21 protein-coding genes are annotated in these 25,320 nt (G+C 61.1%); 7 read left to right on the top strand and 14 right to left on the bottom strand.

Translation table 11 applies throughout. The features are described 5' to 3' along the window. Positions 1-44: 44 nt before the first annotated feature. On the top strand, positions 45-569 hold the full coding sequence (yjgA, locus tag BSF44_RS15570; protein WP_056728351.1) for a ribosome biogenesis factor YjgA: 525 nt from the start codon (positions 45-47) through the stop codon (positions 567-569). 48 nt (positions 570-617) lie between these two features. Here yjgA and tldD read toward each other — a convergent pair whose 3' ends face one another. The 8 genes from tldD to mreB form a co-directional block, all read right to left on the bottom strand. Beyond that, a complete protein-coding gene (tldD, locus tag BSF44_RS15565; RefSeq protein WP_095944257.1) occupies positions 618-2,060 on the bottom strand; it encodes a metalloprotease TldD in 1,443 nt (480 codons plus the stop codon). A gap of 12 nt (positions 2,061-2,072) precedes the next feature. After that, positions 2,073-2,927 carry a carbon-nitrogen hydrolase family protein gene (locus BSF44_RS15560; RefSeq protein WP_095944256.1) on the bottom strand — a complete coding sequence of 285 codons (855 nt, stop codon included), beginning with the start codon at positions 2,925-2,927 and terminating at the stop codon, positions 2,073-2,075. Positions 2,928-2,996: 69 nt separating this feature from the next. After that, positions 2,997-6,800, bottom strand: coding sequence for a YhdP family protein (locus BSF44_RS15555; protein WP_095944255.1), 3,804 nt, complete (start codon positions 6,798-6,800; stop codon positions 2,997-2,999). Positions 6,801-6,875: 75 nt separating this feature from the next. Next, complete coding sequence (rng, locus tag BSF44_RS15550; protein ID WP_008018726.1) at positions 6,876-8,333, bottom strand: ribonuclease G; 1,458 nt, start codon at positions 8,331-8,333, stop codon at positions 6,876-6,878. A gap of 45 nt (positions 8,334-8,378) precedes the next feature. Then, the gene (locus BSF44_RS15545; protein WP_095944254.1) at positions 8,379-8,987 is read right to left on the bottom strand and encodes a nucleoside triphosphate pyrophosphatase; all 609 of its coding nucleotides are present in this window, start codon (positions 8,985-8,987) and stop codon (positions 8,379-8,381) included. Between the two features lie 32 nt (positions 8,988-9,019). Further along, positions 9,020-9,511: a rod shape-determining protein MreD gene (gene mreD, locus BSF44_RS15540; RefSeq protein ID WP_007970244.1), complete on the bottom strand. Its 492-nt coding sequence runs from the start codon at positions 9,509-9,511 to the stop codon at positions 9,020-9,022. After that, entirely contained in the window at positions 9,511-10,647 is a 1,137-nt protein-coding gene (mreC, locus tag BSF44_RS15535) for a rod shape-determining protein MreC (RefSeq protein ID WP_095944253.1), read from the bottom strand. Before mreC ends, mreD begins: the two co-directional genes overlap by 1 nt. 143 nt (positions 10,648-10,790) lie before the next feature. Further along, positions 10,791-11,828 carry a rod shape-determining protein MreB gene (gene mreB, locus BSF44_RS15530; protein WP_002555108.1) on the bottom strand — a complete coding sequence of 346 codons (1,038 nt, stop codon included), beginning with the start codon at positions 11,826-11,828 and terminating at the stop codon, positions 10,791-10,793. A 211-nt stretch (positions 11,829-12,039) separates the two neighbouring features. Between mreB and gatC the strand changes: the two genes are divergently transcribed. The 6 genes from gatC (at position 12,040) to BSF44_RS15500 (ending at position 17,264) form a co-directional block, all read left to right on the top strand. Then, entirely contained in the window at positions 12,040-12,327 is a 288-nt protein-coding gene (gatC, locus tag BSF44_RS15525) for an Asp-tRNA(Asn)/Glu-tRNA(Gln) amidotransferase subunit GatC (RefSeq protein WP_007901429.1), read from the top strand. A 17-nt stretch (positions 12,328-12,344) separates the two neighbouring features. After that, complete coding sequence (gatA, locus tag BSF44_RS15520) at positions 12,345-13,796, top strand: Asp-tRNA(Asn)/Glu-tRNA(Gln) amidotransferase subunit GatA (protein ID WP_095944252.1); 1,452 nt, start codon at positions 12,345-12,347, stop codon at positions 13,794-13,796. A gap of 10 nt (positions 13,797-13,806) precedes the next feature. Next, a complete protein-coding gene (gene gatB, locus BSF44_RS15515) occupies positions 13,807-15,252 on the top strand; it encodes an Asp-tRNA(Asn)/Glu-tRNA(Gln) amidotransferase subunit GatB (protein WP_095944251.1) in 1,446 nt (481 codons plus the stop codon). A 148-nt stretch (positions 15,253-15,400) separates the two neighbouring features. Continuing rightward, on the top strand, positions 15,401-15,775 hold the full coding sequence (locus BSF44_RS15510; protein ID WP_095944250.1) for a septal ring lytic transglycosylase RlpA family protein: 375 nt from the start codon (positions 15,401-15,403) through the stop codon (positions 15,773-15,775). A gap of 50 nt (positions 15,776-15,825) precedes the next feature. After that, positions 15,826-16,887: a calcium/sodium antiporter gene (locus tag BSF44_RS15505; RefSeq protein WP_095944249.1), complete on the top strand. Its 1,062-nt coding sequence runs from the start codon at positions 15,826-15,828 to the stop codon at positions 16,885-16,887. Continuing rightward, entirely contained in the window at positions 16,884-17,264 is a 381-nt protein-coding gene (locus BSF44_RS15500) for a carboxymuconolactone decarboxylase family protein (protein ID WP_095944248.1), read from the top strand. Before BSF44_RS15505 ends, BSF44_RS15500 begins: the two co-directional genes overlap by 4 nt. Before the next feature lie 156 nt (positions 17,265-17,420). On the opposite strand, the gene BSF44_RS15495 is transcribed toward BSF44_RS15500, so the two are convergent. From BSF44_RS15495 to BSF44_RS15470, 6 genes are all read right to left on the bottom strand, one after another. Then, positions 17,421-18,362, bottom strand: coding sequence for an AEC family transporter (locus BSF44_RS15495; RefSeq protein ID WP_095944247.1), 942 nt, complete (start codon positions 18,360-18,362; stop codon positions 17,421-17,423). Between the two features lie 186 nt (positions 18,363-18,548). Then, the gene (gene garD / locus BSF44_RS15490; protein WP_095944246.1) at positions 18,549-20,102 is read right to left on the bottom strand and encodes a galactarate dehydratase; all 1,554 of its coding nucleotides are present in this window, start codon (positions 20,100-20,102) and stop codon (positions 18,549-18,551) included. A gap of 11 nt (positions 20,103-20,113) precedes the next feature. After that, positions 20,114-21,484 carry an MFS transporter gene (locus tag BSF44_RS15485; RefSeq protein ID WP_095944245.1) on the bottom strand — a complete coding sequence of 457 codons (1,371 nt, stop codon included), beginning with the start codon at positions 21,482-21,484 and terminating at the stop codon, positions 20,114-20,116. A gap of 149 nt (positions 21,485-21,633) precedes the next feature. Continuing rightward, a complete protein-coding gene (locus BSF44_RS15480) occupies positions 21,634-23,079 on the bottom strand; it encodes an aldehyde dehydrogenase family protein (protein ID WP_095944244.1) in 1,446 nt (481 codons plus the stop codon). 59 nt (positions 23,080-23,138) lie between these two features. Further along, a complete protein-coding gene (gene kdgD, locus BSF44_RS15475) occupies positions 23,139-24,050 on the bottom strand; it encodes a 5-dehydro-4-deoxyglucarate dehydratase (RefSeq protein WP_095944243.1) in 912 nt (303 codons plus the stop codon). 416 nt (positions 24,051-24,466) lie between these two features. Further along, a complete protein-coding gene (locus tag BSF44_RS15470; RefSeq protein WP_178081855.1) occupies positions 24,467-25,216 on the bottom strand; it encodes a FadR/GntR family transcriptional regulator in 750 nt (249 codons plus the stop codon). Positions 25,217-25,320 lie beyond the last annotated feature (104 nt).

Genomic DNA, 25,320 nt, shown 5'->3' with positions numbered 1-25,320 from the left:
CCCCGACTGGTTATCATGGCGGCGTTTCTTTGCGGACGGCCACCATGGTTGATTCTTACGACGACTCCCTCGATACGGGAGAAAAAAGCAAATCCCAGGTCAAACGCGAGCTGCATGCTCTGGTTGACCTTGGCGAGCGCCTTACAACACTCAAGCCTGACTTGCTGGCAAAACTGCCCTTGACCGACGGAATGCGTCGGGCTCTGGCCGATGCGCCCAAGCACACCGCGAACATCGCGCGTAAACGGCACCTTCAGTTCATCGGCAAACTGATGCGCGATCAGGACACTGCCGCCATTCTGGTTCTGCTCGATCAACTCGATGCCTCCACCCGTCAATACAACGAACGCTTCCATAACCTGGAACGCTGGCGCGATCGTCTGATCGCCGGCGATGATGCCGTTCTGGAAAAATTCGTCGTCGACTACCCGGACGCGGACCGCCAGCAATTGCGTTCCCTGATCCGTCAGGCCCAGCATGAGGTTGCGCAAAACAAGCCTCCTGCTTCCAGCCGTAAAATCTTCAAGTACATCCGTGAGCTGGACGAGACTCAACGCGGTCTGCGTTAATTCTCGAATCGGGTGAGCTGCCTCGCAGCTCACCCGCAGCCTCACTGCTTACGAACCCGTGCCACCCACGGTGATCGCATCAATCTTCAGCGTTGGCTGGCCGACACCCACCGGCACCGACTGCCCATCCTTGCCACACGTGCCCACGCCGCTGTCCAGCGACAGGTCATTACCGACCATCGACACCCTGCTCATGGCTTCCGGCCCGTTGCCGATCAGGGTCGCGCCCTTGACCGGAGCGGTGATCTTGCCGTCCTCGATCAAGTACGCCTCGCTGGTGGAGAACACGAACTTGCCACTGGTAATGTCCACCTGACCGCCGCCGAGGTTGGCGCAGTAGATGCCGCGCTTCACCGAGGCGATGATTTCCGCCGGGTCGCTTTCGCCGGCGAGCATGTAGGTGTTGGTCATGCGCGGCATCGGCAGGTGCGCGTAGGATTCGCGACGACCGTTACCGGTGCGCGCCACGCCCATCAGGCGGGCGTTGAGCTTGTCCTGCATGTAGCCCTTGAGTACGCCGTTTTCGATCAGCGTGGTGCACTCGGTCGGCGTGCCTTCGTCATCGACGCTCAATGAGCCACGACGACCGGCCAGGGTGCCGTCATCGACAATGGTGCACAGCTTCGACGCAACCATCTCGCCCATGCGCCCGCTATAAGCCGAACTGCCCTTGCGGTTGAAATCGCCTTCCAGACCATGACCGACCGCTTCGTGCAACAACACGCCCGACCAGCCGGAACCGAGCACCACCGGCAAAGTACCGGCCGGTGCCGGAATGGCTTCGAGGTTGACCAGCGCCTGGCGCAACGCTTCACGGGCATAGCCCATGGCGCGGTCTTCGCCAAGGAAATAACGGTAATCGGTGCGACCGCCACCACCATGGCCGCCGCGCTCGCGGCGACCGTTCTGCTCGACGATCACGCTGACGTTGAAACGCACCAGCGGCCGCACATCCGCCGCCAGGCCGCCGTCGGTGGAAGCCACCAGAATCCGCTCCCAGACACCGGCCATGCTCACGGTGACTTGCTGGATGCGTGGGTCGAGGGCGCGGGTCGCGGCATCGATGCGCTTGAGCAAATCGACTTTCTCGGCACGGGTCAGCACTTCCAGGGGATTGTCCGGCGCATACAGCTGCGCGACATCCTGACTGGTGAATGCCTGTACGGTGCCATTCTGGCCAGCGCGGGAGATGGAACGGGCGGCCCGCGCCGCCGCGCCCAGGGCTTCCAGGGTGATGGCATTGCTGTAGGCAAAGCCGGTCTTTTCACCCGATTGCGCGCGCACGCCCACACCTTGGTCAAGGTTGAAACTGCCTTCCTTGACGATGCCGTCTTCCAGCGCCCAGGACTCGGAGATCTGCCCCTGGAAATACAGGTCGGCCGCATCGATGCCCGGCCCGGCCAGGTCGCCGAGTACGCCTTGCAGGCTCTCGATCGTGACGCCACCGGGCGCCAGCAGGTGTTCACTGACTGAGGACAACAACTCGCTCATATGCTTTACGCCTTAAATTCGTCGTTCTGATGCAGGTCGCTGGGCGCCCTGCGAGAAAAAGCGCCGGTGACTGGACACCGGCATCCGCGCCCGGATGGACGCCTGTTCGCTGCTGTCGCGTTCGGCCAGCAGCACGGCCTCGCCTTGATCCTGTTGTGCCAGCACACGCCCCCACGGGTCGACGATGGCCGCATGGCCAAAGGTTTCCCGCGGCCCCGGATGCGTCCCACCCTGGGCAGCCGCGAGCACGTAACATTGCGTCTCTATGGCTCGCGCACGAATCAGCACATCCCAATGCGCCGCGCCGGTCACCGCCGTGAAGGCCGAAGGGGCGGTAATCAGCTCCGCGCCGGCGGCACGCAATTCGCTGTACAGCTCCGGAAAGCGCAGGTCATAGCAAACCGTCAGGCCAACCCGGCCGACAGGCGTGTCCGCCACGACCACCCCGTTGCCATAAGCATAGTCATCGGATTCACGATAACGGCCACGATTGTCCGCCACGTCGACGTCGAACAGGTGCAGCTTGTCGTAGCGCGCCACCGTTTCGCCCTGGTCATCGACCAGCAATGAACAGGCATGCACTTTCGCCGTCGGCTGATCCACCGGCGGCAACGGCAACGTGCCGGCCACTATCCATAACTTGAGGTCGCGTGCGGTCTGTTTCAACCACGGCAGGATAGGGCCTTCGCCCAGTGCTTCGGCGCGCCCGATGTCGGCAATGTCGCGCCGGCCCATGGCGGCGAAGTTTTCCGGCAATACCGCCAGTTTCGCGCCACCGGCGGCCGCTTGCTCGAGCAGCCGACGGGCCCGGACCAGATTGGCCGGCACATCGCTCTGGCTGACCATTTGAATCACCGCTACAGACATGGCGCACTCCTGGAGTCGTATGCGGCCATGCTACTCCATAGGCTTGCCGAGCGCCTTTTCAAAAGGATCTCAAAAAGCCTTGTCGAAGGTAATCTTCGGTTCTTTCCACGGCCCTTTGACGCTGTACTTCACACTGGCGAAACGGGCGACCCGGTCACCGATCAGCTTGTCGATCAGGAACAGCGCCCCGCCGACCGCGGGTGCGCCGACGATCAGTGCGGCAATCGGCAAGTTGTTGGTCACCGGCAAGGTCACCATCAGTTTCGCATCGATCTGATCGGCCACCATGTTCAGGGTGCCGTCGAGTTCAATGGTGCTCGACGGCCCCGTCAGCTGGATCGGCTTACGGGTGACATACACACCATTGGTCCCGACCAGCAGTCCCTTGACCCGGTCATAACTCAGGCCTTTGCCGAACAGGTCGGAGAAGTCCAGGCGCAGGCGCCGGCCGATGGAGTTGAAGTTGAGCAAGCCAAATACCCGCAGCGCCTGGGCACTGCCCTCAACTTCGACGAACTGGCCCTGATTGAGCGTCGCATCGAGCGTGCCGGAGAAACGCTTGGTCGCCACCCAGGCCGGCGAGCCGGGCCAGTTGCCATCAACGTCCATATAGAAGTCCTGGCTGGTGACGCTCGGCGCAAACCCCCAGCCCTTGAGCACATCGGCCAGGTTCTTGCCGCTGATGCGTCCCTTGTACCAGCTGTTGCTGGCGCCGGGCATGCCTTCCCAGCCACCACTACCGACCAACAGCATGCCCTTGAGGCCCAGGTCCAGGGAGTTGAACACGATGCCCTTGGGCGTTGGCCGAATCTTCAGCGACCAGCCCCCCACCAGATCCTGGCCCTGGAATAGCTGATTGATGGTGATATCCATCGCGGGGATTTTCGTCGGGTCCACCGACACCAGCGGATCCGGCGAGTTTTCATCGGCCAGCACGGTCGGGTCCGGTGCGGGCAGGCGCACGGTTTGCAGATTGATCGTGATTGGCGTGGCCTTCAAATCGGGAAGATTGGCACTGCCCTTGATCTGCTGGCTGTCCAGTTGCAGCGCCCAGGCGGAAGGCTTGCGCGCCAGCTGGATCGAGGCCTGATCGAGGGTGGTACCGATACCGCTGAGCTTGCCGACCTGGAAATCCGCGCCGCTGAGCAGTTGCCTGGCGCTGCCGCCTGGGTCCTGTCCGGCGTATCTGTCCACCAGGTCCTTCCACGGGCCAACGTCCAGCTCCGACAGCACGCCCCGTATCCGCAGGCCTTTGGTGCCCGGCAACACAGCCTCGCCGCCACCGAGAAACAAGTCCCCGCGACCATCGGCGAAATTGCTGGCCGGGGCCGCGAACGTGAAACTCGCCAGGTCCCCGTAGTTGGCCCAATAACGCCGCTCGTCGCCCTGCAAAGTCATGCGGAACGTCGTGTCGCGCCCGGCCTCGGAAGTCATGCCGAACGGTGCTGGCAAATCGACAGCCACGCCCCTGAGGCTGGAATTGACCATCAACTGGCTGTCGGCGCCGTCCAGGGTCAGTTGCAGTTGATACGGGATCACGCCGCTCACCGGCAGAGGCTGGGTCACCTTCAGCCAGTCGGTCAGTTTCTTGACCTCGACCTGCCCTGACGCAGCCACCCGGGTATTGAGCCTGCCCGGGCTGCCATCGGCGAAAATCTGTGCGGTGACCGGTTTGTCGAACGCCCGGGCGCTGATGTTGTGCCCGCTCAGGCCTTTGTCGCTGTCGAAACGGAAATCACCTTTTAATTGGGTCAGTTCCAGCACAGGTTCGGCCAGTTTCAAGCGTGCCTTGGCGGTCTTGAAGTCGACGAGGATCTTCGGTTCCTCGCCTTTTGCCAGGGGAATATCCAGCTTCAACTTGCCTTGCAGGTCCCCCTCGCCTTCCCAGCCGGCAAAGGTTGCCCCGGTGCCGATCGGTGCTTCCTGGAGGATTTTCAGGCCATCGCCCAAACCGCCGGCAAATCCGCCATCGAGGAACAAATGAACGTTCTGCCCGGCCGGCACATGGGGAATGTTGACGTAGATATCGTTGACCTGGGTGTCGAGCAACTGGCCCTTGCTGGCCAGAATCCGCACGCCGCTGTCCTCGACAAACACATCACCGCTGACCTTGCTGACATGGGGCCAGCCCGGCTGGAAGGCCAGTTCGGCATCGTGGACCTTGAAGAACAGACTGATGCTGCGATCGACGTCCGCGGCACCATGGCTGAGCGACCCTTGATACTGGAAGAAGCCTTGATCCACCGCGCCCTTGAGAATCGCCGTGCGCAGCCATTCATCCAGCGCCGGGCTGAGGACTGCCGGCAGGTACTTGGCGGTGTAGCGACCGTCACCGTCCACCATGCCGACCCGCAGGTCCATGTAGTCTTCCTGAGTGCTATCAAAGTGCAGGCGAATCAGGAAGTCGCCGGCGATCTTGCCTTCCTCGCCCAGCACTTTCAGATACGGCGCGATCAGAGTGAAACCTTCTTTGTCGAGTTTCCAGGTCAGCCGCGCATTGGCCTGAATATACTGCCATGGCTTGGCGAAAATCGGGTCCAGGTGCAGCATGAAATCCTTGCTGTCCATGCGCAGCTCACCTTGCCCCAGGTCACCGCTGATGCTGCCGCTGACATTACGCGCCGCCGGCGCGCCGTGATAGGCGTCGAAGCCTACCTGGTCGAGGTTGGCGGCAAACCCGAACTTGCTGTCGTCGATGGCATTGGGGCGGAAGTCGACCAGCACGTTACGCAGGCCACCCGTGACCTTGAGCCGCTCGACAACCGTGGCAAAACCTTCTGGCAACGGCGCCAGGGCGTTTAGCAGTGGGGTCAGCGGAGTGAGATCAACCCGGTCGGCTTGCAGGTGCCAGAGCTCTTCGGTTTTATCAGTGGCGGCGCTTTGCGTGAGCTGCAAATGCGTTTCCCAGCGGGTCTCGCCGAGGTTCATCGCCAGGGAGTCCAGAGTCACTGACGCGCCTTTGGCGCCGCGCTGGAAGTATCCGTTGAGCGCCAGGTTATTGATCTGGATCGGCTTGCGCTCGGCGTAGGCACCCTTGAGTTGTGGCGCGTTCAAGCGCACCGCAGCGCTTTGCAAGGTGCCTTTGCCCCAGGTCGCCCACAGCTCGCCACCAGCCTTGATCTCGGAAAAAGTCCACTCCTGGGTCACTCGCTCGGGCAACCACTTCGACCAGTCGCTTTGCGGCAGGCTCAGATAGACCTCGGCTTCAGCGTCCTTCCATTCGCTGGCTCGAATACGGGTACGCAGACTCATGGCCACCGGTTGCCCGTCAGGCAGGGTCAGCCGTGCGTCGAGCCGCTGCCGCGACGCCCCGATTTTCAGATTCAGGCCGACATAAGTCAGGGTCAGCGGCGACTGGCCAAACGGCTGCAAGGTCACCTGACTGTCGAGCACCGACAGTTGCTGGATCATCTGCATGCGATTGAGCAGTTGTTCCGGATCGGTCGGCTGGTCTTGCTGCACCGGCAAACCTTCCAGTGCCCATTGACCGTCCTCAGCCTGCTTGAGGTTGATCTTCAGGCCACTGAATTCCAGATGAGCGATGCGTACCTGACGTGCCAGCAGGCTGGCCCAAAGGTCCGGCACTGCGCGCACCTGATCCAGGCGCAAGGCATTGGCGCCCTCGCCGACAGTCACGTCGCGGGCCATCAATATAGGGGCGAATCCACTCCAGTTGCCTTCGAGCTCGCCGATCTGCAACGGCATGCCCAAGGCATCGCTGGCTTTGGTTTCGATGTCGGCACGGTACTCGGCGACTAACGGCGTCAGCTCCCGGCCAAGGCTGACGTAGAGCGCCATCAACACCAAAACCAACGCGCACAGGCCCAGACCCCAGCGGGTCAGTGCGGCCAAAATGCGTGTCAGACGATCCATGTCAGGTGGCTCCCATGGCAAAAGTTTTGCAAAAAGCTGAGGCCAGCCCTTCTCGAACAATCAATACGAAACGCTTCAGAGCAGCACCACGTCGTATTGTTCCTGGGAATACATGGTTTCGACCTGAAAGCGGATGGTTCGCCCGATAAACCCTTCCAGTTCGGCAACGTTGCCCGACTCTTCGTCAAGCAGGCGGTCCACCACTTTCTGGTTTGCCAATACACGATAGCCTTCCGCCTGATAGGCGCGAGCCTCGCGCAGGATTTCACGGAAGATTTCGTAGCAAACGGTTTCCGGGGTCTTGAGCTTGCCCCGTCCCTGACAGGCATTGCACGGCTCGCACAGCACTTGTTCAAGACTTTCGCGGGTGCGCTTGCGGGTCATCTGCACCAGGCCCAACTCGGTGATACCGATGATGTTGGTCTTGGCGTGATCGCGCTCCAGTTGCTTTTCGAGCGTACGCAACACCTGGCGCTGGTGTTCTTCATCTTCCATGTCGATGAAGTCGATGATGATGATTCCGCCCAGGTTACGCAGGCGCAATTGACGGGCGATGGCCGTCGCGGCTTCGAGGTTGGTCTTGAAGATGGTCTCTTCGAGATTGCGATGGCCGACGAACGCCCCGGTGTTGACGTCGATGGTGCTCATGGCTTCCGCCGGATCGACCACCAGATAACCGCCGGACTTGAGCGGGACCTTGCGCTCAAGTGCCTTCTGGATTTCGTCTTCGACGCCATACAGGTCGAAAATCGGCCGTTCGCCCGGGTAATGTTCCAGGCGGTCGGCAATCTCGGGCATCAGCTCGGCGACAAATTGCGTGGTTTTCTGGAAGGTTTCCCGAGAGTCGATGCGGATCTTCTCGATTTTCGGGCTCACCAGGTCACGCAGGGTGCGCAGCGCCAGACCGAGGTCTTCGTAGATCACGCTGGGCGCACTGATGGTTTTGATCTGGGCGTTGATCTGATCCCAGAGACGGCGCAGGTAACGGATGTCCATGAGGATTTCATCGGCGCCGGCACCTTCGGCTGCCGTGCGCAGGATGAAACCGCCGGCCTCCTTGATCCCTTCCTTGGCCACGCAGTCGGTGACCACTTGCTTGAGGCGTTCGCGCTCGGCTTCGTCTTCAATCTTCAAGGAAATGCCGACGTGAGCGGTGCGCGGCATGTACACCAGGTAACGCGAAGGGATCGACAGTTGAGTCGTCAGGCGCGCGCCTTTGGAACCGATCGGGTCCTTGGTCACTTGCACCACCAGGCTCTGGCCCTCGTGCACCAGCGCACTGATACTCTCGACCGCCGGGCCTTCGCGCAGGGAAATTTCCGACGCATGAATGAACGCGGCACGGTCCAGGCCGATATCGACGAATGCCGCCTGCATTCCCGGCAATACCCGCACGACTTTGCCTTTATAGATGTTGCCGACGATCCCGCGCTTTTGCGTACGCTCGACGTGGACCTCTTGCAGGACACCGTTTTCGACCACCGCCACGCGCGATTCCATCGGCGTGATGTTGATCAGAATCTCTTCACTCATGGCAGGGTCTCGTTCAGGCATGTTCACGATAATGGCCGCATCTGTTCAGAACGTTGCTTGGTGTGCGTTCCGGGGTTGCCAACAGGGTATGCCGAAATGGCCGAGCAGTTCCGCGGTTTCGCAAAGCGGCAGTCCGACCACCGCTGAATAACTTCCATCGAGCCCGGCGACAAACACCGCACCCAGTCCTTGAATGCCATAACCGCCCGCCTTGTCCTGTGGTTCGCCACTGGCCCAGTAAGCCACGGCTTCTTCACGACTGATATCCCGAAAACGCACGCGACTGGTGACAACCCGGGATTCGCAACGTTCGCCATCGAGCACGGCAATCGCGGTCAGGACTTCATGCTCACACCCTGACAGCATCATCAGCATGGCGCACGCATCCGCTTGATCAACCGGTTTGCCGAGAATTTTTCCATCGAGCACCACGGCGGTATCGGCGCCGAGCACGCAGAACGGTTCGTCGGACACGACGCTGCCGCGCCCGGCTTCGGCCTTGCCGCGCGCCAAGCGCTCGACGTAGGCCGACGGGGATTCTTGAGCTAAAGGAGTTTCATCGATATCCGCACTGATGGCGCGGAACGGTACGCCGATCTGCGTGAGCAGCTCACGTCGACGCGGCGAACCAGAGGCGAGGTACAACCGTTTCATCAAGACCTCTCCCTGTCCAATGCCTGAGCGAATTAATTGATTTTGTAGCGTCGACGCAGTCCGCGCAAACCGAAGCTGATCCAGGGCCAGAGCAATGCACTGACCAGTGCCGGCAGCACCAGCGCGAGCGTCGGCTGACGATTGCCGGTCAAGGCGCTGAGCCACAGCTGTACAAGCTGGGCGAGGCCGAAGATCACCAGGATCACCAGGCTCTGCTGCCACATCGGGAACATCCGCAGGCGTTGCTGCAGCGCCAGCACCAGATAGGTGATGAGCGTCAGGATCAAGGCGTTCTGCCCCAGGAGCGTGCCGTAGAGCACGTCTTCAGCCAGCCCCAGGCAAAACGCCGTCACCATCCCGACGGTCTGCGGCAGGTTCAACGCCCAGAATGCCAGCAACAAGGCCAACCACAGCGGGCGCAGGATCTCCATGAATTGCGGCAAAGGCGAAACACTCAGCAGCAGGCCGACGGCAAACGTCAGCCAGACTATCCAGCCGTTTCGGGATGCTTTTACACCGCCCATTATTCTCTCCCCACTGGAGTGGCCGGCGCGGAGACTGGCGGTTTGGCGGCAGGCTTCGCGGCAGCGGGTTGCGCCGTCGGCGGTTTAGCCGCCGCAGGATGCGAGGCCGCAGGCTTGGCTGTCGTGGTGGCAGGCTTGGCGGGTGCGGTGGCCGCAGGCGCCGCCGTGGCAGGAATCGCCGGTGCCGCAGCCGGTGCAGCGGGAGCCGCGGGGCTGACCAGTTTCGGAACCGTCGCCGGAATGGTCGGCCCACCGCCCTGTGCATCCAGGTTTTCCTGGGCCTGGGCGGCAGCGTTGACGCGCTCTTCGGCGGTCCGGTTGTCGCTGAACACCAGCAGCAGGTAACGGCTACGGTTCAAGGCGGCAGTTGGAACGGCGCGGACAATGGCAAACGGCTGGCCGGAATCGTGAATCACTTCCTTGACCGTCGCCACCGGATAACCGGCCGGGAAACGCTGACCGAGGCCGGAGCTGACCAGCAAGTCGCCTTCCTTGATGTCGGCGGTATCGGCCACATGCCGCAACTCGAGACGCTCCGGGTTGCCGGTGCCGCTGGCGATCGCCCGCAAACCGTTACGGTTCACCTGCACCGGAATGCTATGGGTGGTATCGGTCAGCAGCAAGACGCGGGAGGTGTAGGGCATCAACTCGACCACCTGGCCCATCAGGCCACGGGCATCGAGTACCGGCTGACCGAGGACCACGCCGTCGCGCTCACCTTTATTGATGATGATGCGATGGGTGAAGGGGTTGGGGTCCATGCCGATCAACTCGGCCACTTCGACCTTCTCATTGACCAGTGCCGAAGAGTTGAGCAACTCGCGCAGCCGAACGTTCTGCTCGGTCAGGGCGGCCAGCTTCTGCATGCGCCCCTGCAACAGCAGGTTCTCGGTCTTGAGTTTTTCGTTTTCGGCGACGAGTTCGGTCCGGCTGCCAAACTGACTGGCAACGCCTTCCCACAGTCGTCCGGGCAGGTCGGTGATCCAGTAGGCGTCCATCAGCACCAGCGACATCTGGCTGCGTGCAGGCTTGAGCAGACTGAAACGGGCATCGACCACCATCAGTGCGACCGATAGCACGACCAGCACCAACAGGCGCACGCCCAGTGAAGGGCCCTTGGTGAAAAGCGGTTTAATAAGCCGCTCCTCCCAGGCAAATGTTCTGTTTATTCATACGGCGGCAATCCGGCCTGGATGCAGACTGACAGAAGATAAACGCGAACAGGCAGCACTGCAAAGTGCCGCCTGCGCGCTCAACAGCATAGAGGCAATCCGGCGACTTATTCGCTGGAAAGCAGGTCCATGGTGTGTTTATCCATCATTTCCAATGCACGGCCACCGCCGCGAGCAACGCAGGTCAGCGGGTCTTCGGCAACGATCACCGGCAGACCGGTCTCCTGGGCCAGCAATTTGTCCAGGTCACGCAGCAAGGCGCCACCACCGGTCAGTACCAGGCCACGCTCGGCGATGTCGGAAGCCAGTTCCGGCGGCGATTGCTCCAGGGCGCTTTTCACGGCCTGAACGATGGTTGCCAGGGACTCTTGCAGAGCTTCCAGCACTTCGTTGGAGTTCAGGGTGAATGCCCGTGGAACGCCTTCGGCCAGGTTGCGACCGCGAACGTCGACTTCGCGAACTTCGCCGCCCGGGTAGGCGGTACCGATTTCCTGCTTGATGCGCTCGGCGGTGGATTCACCGATCAGGCTGCCGTAGTTGCGGCGCACGTAGGTGATGATCGCTTCGTCGAAACGGTCGCCGCCCACACGTACGGACTCGGCGTAAACCACACCATTGAGGGAGATCAGCGCGATTTCAGTGGTACCGCCACCGATATCCACGACCATCGAACCGCGGGCTTCTTCTACCGGCAGGCCGGCACCGATCGCAGCGGCCATTGGCTCTTCGATCAGGAACACTTCACGGGCACCGGCACCGAGGGCCGATTCACGGATGGCACGACGCTCAACCTGGGTGGATTTGCATGGAACGCAGATCAACACGCGAGGGCTAGGCTGCAGGAAGCTGTTTTCGTGAACCTTGTTGATGAAGTACTGCAGCATTTTTTCGCAAACGCTGAAGTCGGCGATCACGCCGTCCTTCATCGGACGAATGGCAGCAATGTTGCCCGGCGTACGGCCCAGCATGCGCTTGGCTTCGGTGCCGACAGCAACGACACTTTTCTGGTTACCGTGTGTCCGAATGGCCACAACCGATGGCTCATTCAGGACGATACCGCGCTCGCGCACGTAAATAAGGGTGTTGGCAGTGCCCAGGTCAATGGAAAGATCGCTGGAAAACATGCCACGCAGTTTCTTGAACATGGGAAAGGGACCCTAGGCAACGCGTGGGTAAAAAAGTGCGGCAAACTCTAACAACGACAGGGATTTTGGGCAAGGCGCCAATATGTTAAATTGGCCGCTTTTCTGTGCACCAAGCCCCACAATCGCGGCCTTATGACCGTAGAAGTGCGGTAGTGTTCCGACAATCTAACACACGGACGCCGTCCGTTTTGTTTTCCACTGGAGAATCCCAATGGCGCTTGAACGCTCCGACGTGGAAAAAATCGCTCATCTGGCCTGCCTTGGCCTCAATGATGCCGATCTTCCACACATCACTTCGGCCCTCAACAGCATTCTCGGGCTGGTCGACGAAATGCAGGCGGTCAATACCGACGGTATCGAACCGCTGGCCCACCCACTGGAAGCCAGCCAGCGCCTGCGCGCAGACGTCGTGACCGAGACCAATCACCGCGAGGCCTACCAGTCCATCGCACCAGCGGTCGAAAACGGCCTGTACCTGGTTCCGAAAGTCATCGACTAATAGGGAAAGAGCCTGCAATGCATCAATTGACTCTGGCCGAGATCGCCCGCGGACTCGCCGATAAAAAGTTTTCCTCCGAAGAGCTGACCAAGGTCCTGCTGGCGCGCATCGCCCAGCTCGATCCGCAGCTCAACAGTTTCATCAGCCTCACCGAAGACCTGGCGCTGACGCAGGCGAAAGCCGCTGACGCCCGCCGGGCCAATGGTGAGAGCGGCGCCCTGCTCGGCGCGCCGATCGCCCACAAGGACCTGTTCTGCACCCAGGGCATTCGGACCAGCTGCGGCTCGAAGATGCTCGACAACTTTAAAGCGCCGTACGACGCCACCGTCGTCGCCAAGCTGGCCGCTGCCGGGGCCGTGACCCTGGGCAAGACCAACATGGACGAATTCGCCATGGGTTCGGCCAACGAGTCGAGCTACTACGGCGCGGTGAAAAACCCTTGGAACCTGGACTACGTGCCCGGCGGTTCGTCTGGCGGTTCGGCAGCGGCGGTTGCCGCTCGTCTGCTGCCAGCGGCCACCGGCACCGACACTGGCGGCTCCATTCGTCAGCCTGCGGCCCTGACCAACCTCACCGGCCTGAAACCGACCTACGGTCGCGTTTCGCGCTGGGGCATGATTGCCTACGCGTCCAGCCTCGATCAGGGCGGTCCATTGGCACGCACCGCCGAAGACTGCGCGATTTTGTTGCAAGGTATGGCCGGCTTCGATCCGAATGACTCCACCAGCATCGATGAACCCGTGCCGGACTACAGCGCCAGCCTCAGCGGTTCGCTGCAAGGCCTGCGCATCGGCGTGCCGAAAGAGTATTTCAGCGCCGGTCTCGACCCGCGCATCGCCGACCTGGTCATGGCCAGCGTTGAAGAGCTGAAAAAGCTCGGCGCCGTGGTCAAGGAAATCAGCCTGCCGAACATGCAGCACGCGATTCCGGCGTACTACGTGATCGCCCCGGCGGAAGCCTCGTCCAACCTGTCGCGTTTCGACGGCGTGCGTTTCGGCTATCGCTGCGAAGACCCGAAAAACCTGGAAGACCTGTACAAGCGTTCCCGTGGCGAAGGTTTCGGACCGGAAGTGCAGCGCCGGATCATGGTCGGTGCCTATGCGCTGTCGGCCGGTTACTACGACGCCTATTACCTGAAGGCGCAGAAGATTCGTCGCTTGATCAAGAACGACTTCATGGCGGCCTTCAATGAGGTCGACATCATCCTCGGCCCAACCACGCCGAACCCGGCCTGGAAGCTTGGCGCCAAGAACAGCGACCCGGTCGCTGCGTACCTGGAAGACGTCTACACCATCACCGCCAACCTCGCGGGTCTGCCGGGCTTGTCCATGCCGGCCGGTTTTGTCGAGGGTCTGCCGGTCGGCGTGCAACTGCTCGCTCCGTATTTCCAGGAAGGCCGCTTGCTCAACGTTGCGCACCAGTACCAGTTGAACACTGACTGGCACACCCGCACCCCAACCGGCTTCTGAGGAGACACACATGCAATGGGAAGTCGTGATCGGGCTGGAGATTCACACCCAGCTCACCACCCGGTCGAAAATCTTTTCCGGTAGTTCCACCACGTTCGGTTCCGAGCCGAACACCCAGGCCAGCCTCGTAGACCTGGGCATGCCCGGCGTGCTGCCAGTGCTGAACCAGGAAGCGGTGCGCATGGCGGTGATGTTCGGTCTGGCGATTGACGCCGAGATCGGCCAGCACAATGTGTTCGCCCGTAAAAACTACTTCTATCCGGACCTGCCAAAGGGCTACCAGATCAGCCAGATGGAGTTGCCGATCGTCGGCAAGGGCCACCTGGACATCGCCCTCGAAGACGGCACGGTCAAACGTGTCGGCATCACCCGCGCGCACCTGGAAGAAGACGCCGGCAAGAGCCTGCACGAAGAGTTCAGCGGCGCCAGCGGCATCGACCTGAACCGTGCCGGCACGCCACTGCTGGAAATCGTCTCCGAACCGGACATGCGCAGCGCCAAGGAAGCCGTGGCTTACGTCAAGGCGATCCACGCGCTGGTGCGTTACTTAGGGATCTGCGACGGCAACATGGCCGAAGGTTCGCTGCGTTGCGACTGCAACGTGTCGATCCGTCCCAAAGGCCAGGTCGAATTCGGCACCCGCTGCGAGATCAAGAACGTCAACTCGTTCCGCTTCATCGAGAAGGCAATCAACAGCGAAATCCAGCGTCAGATCGAATTGATCGAAGACGGCGGAAAAGTGATCCAGCAGACCCGCCTGTACGACCCGAACAAGGACGAAACCCGTCCGATGCGCAGTAAAGAGGAAGCCAACGACTACCGTTACTTCCCCGATCCGGACCTGCTGCCGGTGGTCATCGAGAACTCGTTCCTCGATGAAGTGCGCGCCACCCTGCCGGAATTGCCACCGCAGAAGCGCGAGCGTTTCCAGGAGCAATTCGGTCTGTCGGTCTACGACGCCAGCGTCCTGGCCACCAGCCGCGAACAAGCCGATTACTTCGAGAAAGTCGCGAGCATCGGCGGCGACGCCAAACTGGCGGCGAACTGGGTGATGGTCGAGTTGGGCAGCCTGCTCAACAAACAAGGCCTGGACATCGAAGAGTCGCCGGTTTCCGCCGAGCTTCTGGGCGGCATGCTGCTGCGCATCAAAGACAACACCATCTCCGGCAAGATCGCCAAGGTGGTGTTTGAAGCGATGGCCAACGGCGAAGGCAATGCGGACGAGATCATCGACAAGCGTGGTCTCAAGCAAGTGACCGACACCGGCGCCATCTCGGCGGTACTGGACGAAATGCTCGCGGCCAACGCCGAGCAGGTCGAACAATACCGCGCGGCAGACGAAGCCAAGCGCGGTAAAATGTTCGGCTTCTTCGTCGGCCAGGCCATGAAAGCCTCCAAAGGCAAGGCCAACCCGCAACAGGTCAACGAACTGCTCAAAAGCAAGCTCGAAGGCTGATGAGGATGGAGCCAGCTCTAAAATCTGGCTCCATTCCCTGTGGGAGCGAGCCTGCTCGCGATAGCGGTCCGGCACTCAACGATGAGTTGACTGTCAGAACGCTATCGCGAGCAGGCTCGCTCCCACAATTGTTTCGGGAAAACCTTGAATGAAACGTCTATTCGGCGCCTGCGCCCTGCTCTCCCTCCTGGCCGGTTGCGCCAGCACCGACACCGTCGATCCGCATGGCTACGACAAAACCGGCGTGGCTTCGTACTACGGCGCCAAACACCAAGGCAAACGCACCGCCAACGGCGAGCGTTTCAACATGAATTCCATGACCGCCGCCCATCGCCAGCTACCCTTCGGTACACGGGTGAAGGTCACCAATCTGAATAACGACAAATCCTGCGTGGTACGCATCAATGATCGCGGGCCGCACACCCGTGGCCGCCTGATCGACCTGTCCAAGGAAGCCGCCGAGCGCCTGGGCATGCTGCGCAGCGGCACCGCGCGGGTTCGCGTGCAAGCCCTCGACGACTGACCGATGGAGCCCCGACCATTTTCGGACTAGCCGACTTACCCCTGATCAGCGTGATCGAATTGTTCAGCGGATTGTTCCTGCTGATTGTCGGCGCCGAATTGATGGTGCGCGCCGCCGTACGCATCGCCGCGCGATTGCACGTACGACCGCTGATCATCGGCCTGACCATCGTCGCCCTCGGCAGCAGCGCGCCGCAGATGGCGGTCAGCCTGCAAGCGACCCTGGCGCACAATGCCGACATCGCCGTCGGCAGTGTGATCGGCAGCAGCATTTTCAACATCCTCGTCACCCTCGGGTTGTCCGCACTCATTATTCCTTTGCGGGTTTCCCGGCAACTGGTGCGCCTGGATATTCCGTTGATGATCGGCGCCAGCCTGCTGGTGTTCGTACTCGCCTGGAATGAAGAACTGACCCGTACCGACGGCGTGATGTTGCTGACAGCACTGGCGATTTACCTGGGCTTGTTGCTGCGCCAGTCACGGCATTCGGGACGGCCGGTATCCAGTCATGACCATCATGCGCAAGCGCCTTGGCTCAGCAGTCTGCTGATGATCGTCGCCGGGCTGGCGATGCTGGTGTACGCCGGGCACTTGCTGCTGGGCGCGGCAGTTGCGGTCGCTACCGATCTTGGGTTGTCGGAGCGGATCATCGGCCTGACCATCGTCGCCGTCAGCACCTCACTGCCGGAACTGGCCACTTCGTTGATCGCGGCTATGCGCGGCGAGCGCGACATTGCCGTGGGCAACGTGATTGGCAGCAACCTGTTCAACCTCCTGGGTGTGCTCGGTTTTACCGCCCTGGTGGCACCGTCGCCGCTATCGGTATCGCCCAACGCCCTGGAATTCGACCTGCCGGTGATGCTCGGCGTCGCGGTACTGTGCCTGCCGCTGTTCTACACCGGCTACCGCGTAACCCGCGCCGAAGGCCTGCTGTTTTTGGGTTTGTACCTGGCGTATGGGCTGCACGTGGTGTCGTTCACCACCGGCATGCCCCTGGCCGGCAAGCTGGAACACTTGATGCTGTTTTTCGTCCTGCCGACGCTGGTGGCGTTCTTGCTGTTCACGTCGCTACGCGCCTGGCATCGCCAACACCATAAGAAGGAAGTCCCATGACCGAGAATAAAAAACCCGGCGTTGAAGTCCGCCGCCAAGTGATGGGCGACGCCTTCGTCGACCGCGCACTGGGCAACGCCACCGAGTTCACCCGGCCGCTTCAGGATTTCGTCAATGAACACGCCTGGGGCGGCGTGTGGAATCGCGAAGGCCTGCCGCTGAAAACCCGCAGCCTGATCACCCTTGCCGCTCTGACTGCACTCAAGTGCCCGCAGGAGTTGAAAGGTCATGTGCGCGGTGCGCTGAACAATGGCTGCACTGTGGATGAGATTCGCGAGGCGCTGCTGCATTGCGCGGTGTATGCCGGTGTGCCGGCGGCGATCGATGCGTTTCGGGCGGCGCAGGAAGTGATTGATAGCTACCAGAAGCCTGAGTGAGTCATTGAAATTAAGGCTGCCTGATCCGGCGCCATCGCGAGCAAGCTCGCTCCCACAGGGATCTGCCTTGTTGCATAAATGGCATTGACACTGAAGGACACTGTGGGAGCGAGCTTGCTCGCGATGAGGCCCTCAGGAACACCGCAACTCCAGAGGTCAGATCCACCCACCCCACTGCAAAAAGAAGATCCCGACATTGGTGGTGATCGCCGCCATCAGCGTAGTGATCACGATAATCGCCGCCGCCAGTTCGTGATTGCCATCCGCCGCCCGGGCCATGACAAAACTGGCAGCGGCGGTCGGGCTGCCGAAGTACAGGAACAGAATCCCCAGTTCCGCCCCGCGAAAGCCCCACAACCACGCCCCCAGCGTCGCCAGCACCGGCAAGCCGATCATCTTCACCAGGCTTGAGCTCAGCGCCATGTTGCCGCTTTTACGCAGCGCGGCCAGCGACAGCGTGCCGCCGATGCAGATCAGCGCCAGCGGCAGCGTGGTTTGCGCCAAGTACTGGCCGGAGGTTTCCAGCCAGCCCGGCAGGCCGATCTTGAAATAGGCGAAGGGTGCAGCCGCGATCACGCTGATGATCAGCGGATTGCTGAACACGCTTTTGCAGATGCTCCACGGATCGGACTTGATCACCGGGCTGTACACCGCCAGCACGATGGTCGACAGCGTGTTGTAGAACAGGATCACCAGCGCCGCGAGGATCGCCCCGAGGGAAATCCCGTAGTCGCCGTACATGCTTGCGGCCAGCGCCAGGCCGATGACCCCGTTGTTGCCGCGAAATGCACCCTGGGTGTAGATCCCCCGATCTTCCCGCGGGCACTTCCATATCGCCCAGCCCCATGCGATGGCAAAACACGCCAGGGTCGCGAGGGAGAAGTAGATCAGCAGCGCTGGTTGCAGTGCCGCGTGCAGGTCGGCATGCAGGATGCCCAGAAACAGCAACGCCGGCATGGTGACGTTGAACACCAGGGCCGACGCGGTGTGGATGAAGTTGTCGTTGATCCAGTCGATGCGCTTGAGCAGCACCCCCAGAAACAGCATGGCAAACACCGGCGCGGTGATGTTCAGGGTTTCGAGGAAAATTGCCAGCATGCCGGGGGTAACCTTGGTGTGCGTCGTTAGGTAGCTAATGATAAGCCACCGAGGACGTTGGCGTCTGGTAGATCGACATCGCCAGCAGGCTGGCTCCCACAGGGGATCTTCCTTGTTGCACAAACTGTGTGAACACCGAAGATCCCTGTGGGAGCCAGCCTGCTGGCGATGAACGATAACGCGGTTTCAGGTGATCGGCGCCGGGTTGAACAGGGTAATGTCGTTATGCAGCTTGTGCTGCTCGGCCCAGGTCTGTTTCTTGCCACTGGCCACGTCCAGGTAGTAGTGGAACAGCTCCCAGCCCAGCTCCTCGATCGATGCGCGACCGGTGGCAATGCGTCCGGCGTCGATATCGATCAGGTCCGGCCAGCGTTGCGCCAGTTCGGTCCGGGTCGAGACCTTCACCACCGGTGCCATTGCCAGCCCGTAAGGCGTGCCACGACCAGTGGTGAACACATGCAGATTCATCCCCGCCGCCAACTGCAAGGTCCCGCAGACAAAGTCGCTGGCCGGGGTCGCGCAGAAGATCAGGCCTTTGCGTTTGAAACGCTCGCCAGGGCCAAGCACGCCGTTGATCGCGCTGCTGCCGGACTTGACGATCGATCCCAGGGATTTCTCGACAATGTTCGACAACCCGCCCTTCTTGTTGCCCGGCGTGGTGTTGGCACTGCGATCCGCCTCGCCCTTGGCCAGGTAACGGTCGTACCAGTCCATTTCCCGCACCAGTTCCTGAGCGACGTCCTGGTTTTCCGCGCGGGAGGTCAGCAGGTAAATGGCATCGCGCACTTCGGTGACTTCGGAAAACATCACCGTCGCACCGGCCCGCAGCAGCAGGTCCGAGGCATAACCGAGCGCAGGGTTGGCGGTGATGCCGGAGAACGCATCACTGCCGCCGCATTGCATGCCCAGAATCAGCTCGGACGCCGGCACGGTTTCCCGGCGACGCTGATCGAGCTTCTTCAAGCGCGTCTCGGCCAGTTCCATGATCTGCTCGATCATTTCGGTGAAGCCGTGACTGGAGTCCTGCAAGCGGTACAACCAAGGCTCGCTGAGATCCACCGAGCTGTCGTTGTCGTGCATCACCTGCCCGGCCTGCAATTTCTCGCAGCCCAGGCTGATCACCAAGGCTTCGCCACCCAGGTTCGGGTTGCGGGCCAGATTGCGCACGGTGCGGATCGGGATGTAGGCGTCGGTGGCGGTGATGGCCACGCCGCAGCCGTAGCTGTGGGTCAGCGCCACCACGTCATCGACGTGCGGGTACTTGGGCAGCAACTCATCCTTGATGCGCTTGACCGCATGATCCAGTACCCCGGTCACGCACTGCACGGTGGTAGTGATGCCAAGAATGTTACGCGTGCCGACGGTGCCGTCGGCATTGCGATAACCCTCGAAGGTGAAGCCTTCCAGCGGTGCTTGTGCGGCCGGTACATCGGTGGACAGCGGCAGGCTGTCCAGCGGTGGCGCGGTCGGCATGCGCAGTTGATCTTCCTTGACCCAGCTGCCGCGGGGAATCGGCTGCAAGGCATAGCCAATGACCTGACCGTAACGAATCACCTCGCCACCTTCGGGAATATCCTCCAGGGTGACCTTGTGGCTCTGTGGCACGAAGTCCACGGTAACCAGGCCGTCCGCAAACTCGGTGCCGGCCGGTACACCCTGATCATTGACCACGATCACTACGTTATCCCGCTCGTGCAGGCGGATGTAGCGCGGCGAGTCAGAATGTTCAATCAACTGCATGACGCCGCTCCTCAGGAATGCGCTTGAGACAATTTACCAGGGGCTTCAGTACCGTTCGCGGGTGGCTCTTTGAGCACCACACGCTTGATCGGGCCGACGATGACCAGATAACTGAACACTGCGACCAAGGCGTTGCAACCGACAAACACCAGTGCCCACTTGAACGAACCAGTGGAACTGATGATGTAGCCGATGACGATCGGGGTGGTGATGGACGCGAGGTTACCGAAGGTGTTGAACAGGCCACCGCTCAGGCCGGCGATCTGTTTCGGCGAGGTGTCGGACACCACCGCCCAGCCCAGTGCGCCCACGCCTTTGCCGAAGAACGCCAGGGCCATGAAGCCGACGACCATCCATTCAACGTCCACATAGTTGCAGGCCACGATGCTGCTGGAAACCAGCAGGCCGGCGATGATCGGTGCCTTGCGGGCAAAGGTCAGGGAGTGGCCTTTGCGCAGCAGGTAATCGGAAATCACCCCGCCGAGCACGCCACCAATAAAGCCGCAGATCGCCGGCAAGGACGCGATGAAACCGGCCTTGAGGATGGTCATGCCGCGTTCCTGCACCAGATACACCGGGAACCAGGTCAGGAAGAAGTAGGTGATGCCGTTGATGCAGTACTGGCCCAGGTACACGCCGAGCATCATGCGGTTGGTCAGCAATTGACGGATGTAGTCCCACTTCGGACCGTCGGTCTTCTTGCCTTTGCCCTTGTCCTGGTCCATGTCGACCATGCCGCCGTTGTCGGCGATGTGCTTGAACTCGGCGTCGTTGATCATCGGGTGCTGGCGCGGGCTGTAGATCACTTTCAGCCAGATGCCCGAGAAGACGATGCCGATCACGCCCATGACGATGAACACGTGCTGCCAGCCGAAGCTGTAGACGATCCAGCCCATCAGCGGTGCGAACAACACGGTGGCAAAGTATTGCGCCGAGTTGAAGATCGCCGAGGCAGTGCCGCGTTCAGCGGTCGGGAACCAGGCCGCCACGATACGTGCGTTACCCGGGAAAGATGGCGCCTCAGCCAGGCCCACCAAAAAGCGCAGCATGAACAGCGCGACCACGGCGGTGGACATGCCGAACTCGCCGACATAACCCTGCAGCACGGTGAACAGCGACCAGGTGAAGATGCTCAGTGCGTAGATTTTTTTCGAGCCGAAACGGTCCAGCAGCCAGCCACCGGGAATTTGCCCGGCCACGTAGGCCCAACCGAAAGCGGAGAAGATGTAGCCGAGGGTAACGGCGTCGATGCCGAGGTCTTTTTGCAGGCTGGAGCCGGCGATTGCGATGGTAGCCCGGTCGGCGTAGTTGATCGTGGTCACCAGAAACAGCATGAGCAGGATCAAATAGCGGACGTGAGTCGGCTTTTGGGTCGATTGCATGTAGATGTACTCCCACAAATTATTTTTATGCGCGGGTTGTAGGAGCGAGCCTGCTCGCGATGGTGGTCAACGATGACGCGGGGCATCAGGTTTATCGCCACGACCTCGAGACCATCGCGAGCAGGCTCGCTCCTACAGGGGTGTTGCGTTTACGAACCGATGTAGCTGGTCTTCACGACCGTGTAGAACTCTTGCGCATAGCGACCTTGCTCACGTGATCCATAGGATGAACCTTTACGCCCACCGAACGGAACGTGGTAATCCACACCGGCGGTCGGCAGGTTGACCATCACCATCCCGGCCTGGGAGTGGCGCTTGAAGTGGTTGGCGTACTTCAACGACGTGGTAGCGATGCCCGCCGACAGACCGAACTCGGTGTCGTTGGCCATGGCCAGCGCGGCTTCGTAATCGGCAACGCGGACGATGTTGGCCACCGGGCCGAAGATCTCTTCCTGGCTGATGCGCATCGAAGCTTCGCTGTCGGCAAACAGCGTTGGCGCGAGGAAGTAGCCCTCGGTGTCGCAGGTCACCAGACCACCGCCGCTGACCAGACGCGCACCTTCGGACTGGCCGATGTCGATGTACTTCATGTCCTGTTCAAGCTGGGCTTGGGACACCACCGGACCTATATCGGTGCCGGCCTTCAATGCATGGCCGACCTTGATCGACTTCATGCGTTCGGCCATGGCTTCAACGAACTGGTCGTGGATGCCAGCGGTGACGATGAAGCGGCTGGAAGCAGTGCAACGCTGGCCAGTGGAGTAGAACGCGCTCTGCACCGACAATTCGACCGCTTGCTTGAGGTCGGCGTCGTCGAGAATGATCTGCGGGTTCTTGCCGCCCATTTCCAGCTGGACTTTGGCCTGGCGCGATACGCAGCTGACAGCGATCTGACGACCGACGCCCACGGAACCGGTGAAGCTGATGCCGTCGACTTTCGGGCTGTGGACCAGTGCATCGCCCACCACGCGACCGCTGCCCATCACCAGGTTGAACACACCGGCAGGGAAGCCTGCGCGGGAGATGATTTCTGCCAGTGCCCAGGCGCAACCTGGAACCAGGTCTGCGGGTTTCAGCACGACGCAGTTGCCGTAGGCCAGGGCCGGGGCGATTTTCCACGCCGGAATGGCGATCGGGAAGTTCCACGGGGTGATCAGACCGACCACGCCCAAGGCTTCGCGAGTGACTTCAACATTGACGCCCGGACGCACCGACGGCAGGTAGTCGCCGGACAGGCGCAGGCACTCGCCAGCAAAGAACTTGAAGATATTACCGGCGCGGGTCACTTCGCCGATGGCTTCAGGCAGGGTCTTGCCCTCTTCCCGGGCCAGCAGGGTGCCGAGTTCTTCGCGACGGGCGAGTATTTCAGTACCGACTTTGTCCAGGGAATCGTGACGCGCCTGAATGCCGGAAGTGGACCAGGCCGGGAACGCAGCACGGGCGGCGTCGATGGCGGCGTGGACCTGAGCCAGGTCAGCCTTGGCGTAGTCGCCGATGGCGTCGCTCAGTTCGGACGGGTTGATGTTGGTCGAATAGTCGCCACCGGCAACCCATTCGCCGTTGATGTAGTTATCGAAACGCGTTGCATCTGCCACTTTGAGATCTCCTCACGCAAAAAGCCGCTGATTGCTCAGCGGCCCTGGTTTATCGGGTGTTACTGGGCGCCCTGCTTGTCGATCAGCGCGGCGAGCATTTCGTACTCTTCGCCGGTCAGATCGGTCAGCGGTGCACGCACCGGGCCTGCGTCGTAGCCGGCAATTTTTGCCCCGGCCTTGACGATGCTCACGGCATAACCGGCCTTGCGGTTACGGATGTCCAGGTACGGCAGGAAGAAGTCGTCGATGATCTTGCCGACGGTAGCGTGATCATCACGAGCGATGGCGTGGTAGAAGTCCATCGCGGTTTTCGGGATGAAGTTGAACACCGCCGAGGAGTAGACCGGCACGCCCAGCGCCTTGTAGGCCGCGGCGTAGACTTCGGCGGTCGGCAAGCCACCCAGGTAGCTGAAGCGATCACCGAGGCGGCGACGGATCGACACCATCAACTCGATATCACCCAGGCCATCCTTGTAACCGATCAGGTTCGGGCAGCGCTCGGCCAGACGTTCCAGCAGCGGCGCGGTCAGGCGGCAGACGTTACGGTTGTAGACCACCACGCCGATGTTGACCGATTTGCACACGGCCTCAACGTGGGCGGCAACGCCGTCCTGGCTGGCTTCGGTCAGGTAATGCGGCAGCAGCAACAGGCCTTTGGCGCCCAGACGCTCGGCTTCCTTTGCGTATTCGATGGCCTGGCGGGTCGAACCGCCCACACCGGCCAGGATTGGCACGCTGGTGGCGCAGGTGTCGACCGCAGTCTTGATGATTTCCGAATATTCGCTGGCCGCCAGAGAGAAGAACTCACCGGTGCCGCCCGCGGCGAACAACGCCGAGGCGCCGTATGGGGCCAGCCATTCGAGACGCTTGATGTAACCCGCGCGATTGAAGTCGCCCTGAGCATTGAAATCGGTGACCGGGAAAGACAGCAGACCGGCAGAGAGGATGGACTTCAGTTCTTGTGGATTCATTATTCGAACACCCTGGATAGCGACGTTGTGTGAGAAAACCGTTCAGCCTGCGCTGAAGTTGTAAGTCATCGTACAACTTAAAATACAACCGTCAACTGCATTTCATCGCGAAGGGTGAAAATTGTTGGACAAGGAGTCGCGCCAGCTCAGGTTTTCAGCGGCCGCTGGCGTAGGGAAAGCGGGACAGGAATGTGGCGGCCAACGGGCTCATTAGAGATACGTTGTCGGAAGATTGACCAATCTGAGCAGACAGACGGGAGGATTTGTGAAATGGCTGATGGCCCTATCGCGAGCAGGCTCGCTCCTACACTGGATCGCCTGTGGACACAAATCTCGTGAACAGCCGAATTCAAATGTGGGAGCGAGCCTGCTCGCGATAGCGGTCTGTCAGACAAGGAGTCGCTCGAAGATAAAACTTACCCCCGCTGCGCCTCAGCCTCTTCATGGGCATGACGCAACCGCTCACGGCTGTTGGTCAGGTGCAAACGCATGGCGGCACGCGCCGCATCGGAATCCTGGCGGGCAATCGCGTCGTAGATTTCTTCGTGCTCACGGCTCAGGCGACCCATGTAGTGCTGCTGGTCGTCATGGGCCAGGCGCGCGGAATTCAGCCTTGTGCGCGGAATGATGCTGGTGCCCAGGTGGGTCATGATGTCGGTGAAATAACGGTTGCCGGTGGACAGCGCGATTTCGAGGTGGAAGGCGAAGTCCGAAGCCACGGCGTCACTGGCGTGAGCGGCGCTTTCATTCAACGCATCGAGGGCAGCGCGCATGTTGGCCAACTGTTCCGGACTGCGACGTTGCGCCGCCAGCCCGGCAGACTCCACTTCCAGGCTGATGCGCAGTTCCAGGATCGCCAGCACATCGCGCAAGGTCACCACGGTCGCCGGGTCGATACGGAAACCGCTCGGGCTCGGCGTGTCGAGCACGAAAGTGCCGATACCGTGGCGGGTTTCCACCTGCCCTGCCGCCTGCAAACGGGATATCGCCTCGCGCACCACCGTGCGGCTGACGCCATGGGCATCCATGATGGCCGACTCGGTGGGCAACTTGTCGCCACGCTTGAGATGGCCATCACGGATCTGCTCGGACAGCACCGTCACCAGTTCCTGAGCGAGGCTGCGGCGCTTGCGTGGGAGGCGTGGTGTGTCGTTCAGGTTTTCCATGGTGAACATCTGTCTCGAAAAAGTCGGCGGCTGAAAGCGCATCATAGCGCAACGCGGTTGTACGATCACCTAACCCCTTGTAGGAGCGAGCTTGCTCGCGATGG

Origin of the sequence: Pseudomonas sp. ACN8, assembly GCF_002303925.1 — a bacterium.
Lineage (GTDB): Bacteria > Pseudomonadota > Gammaproteobacteria > Pseudomonadales > Pseudomonadaceae > Aquipseudomonas.
The sequence above is the reverse complement of the archived record's forward strand: the minus strand, read 5'-3'. Positions and strand labels throughout refer to the sequence as shown.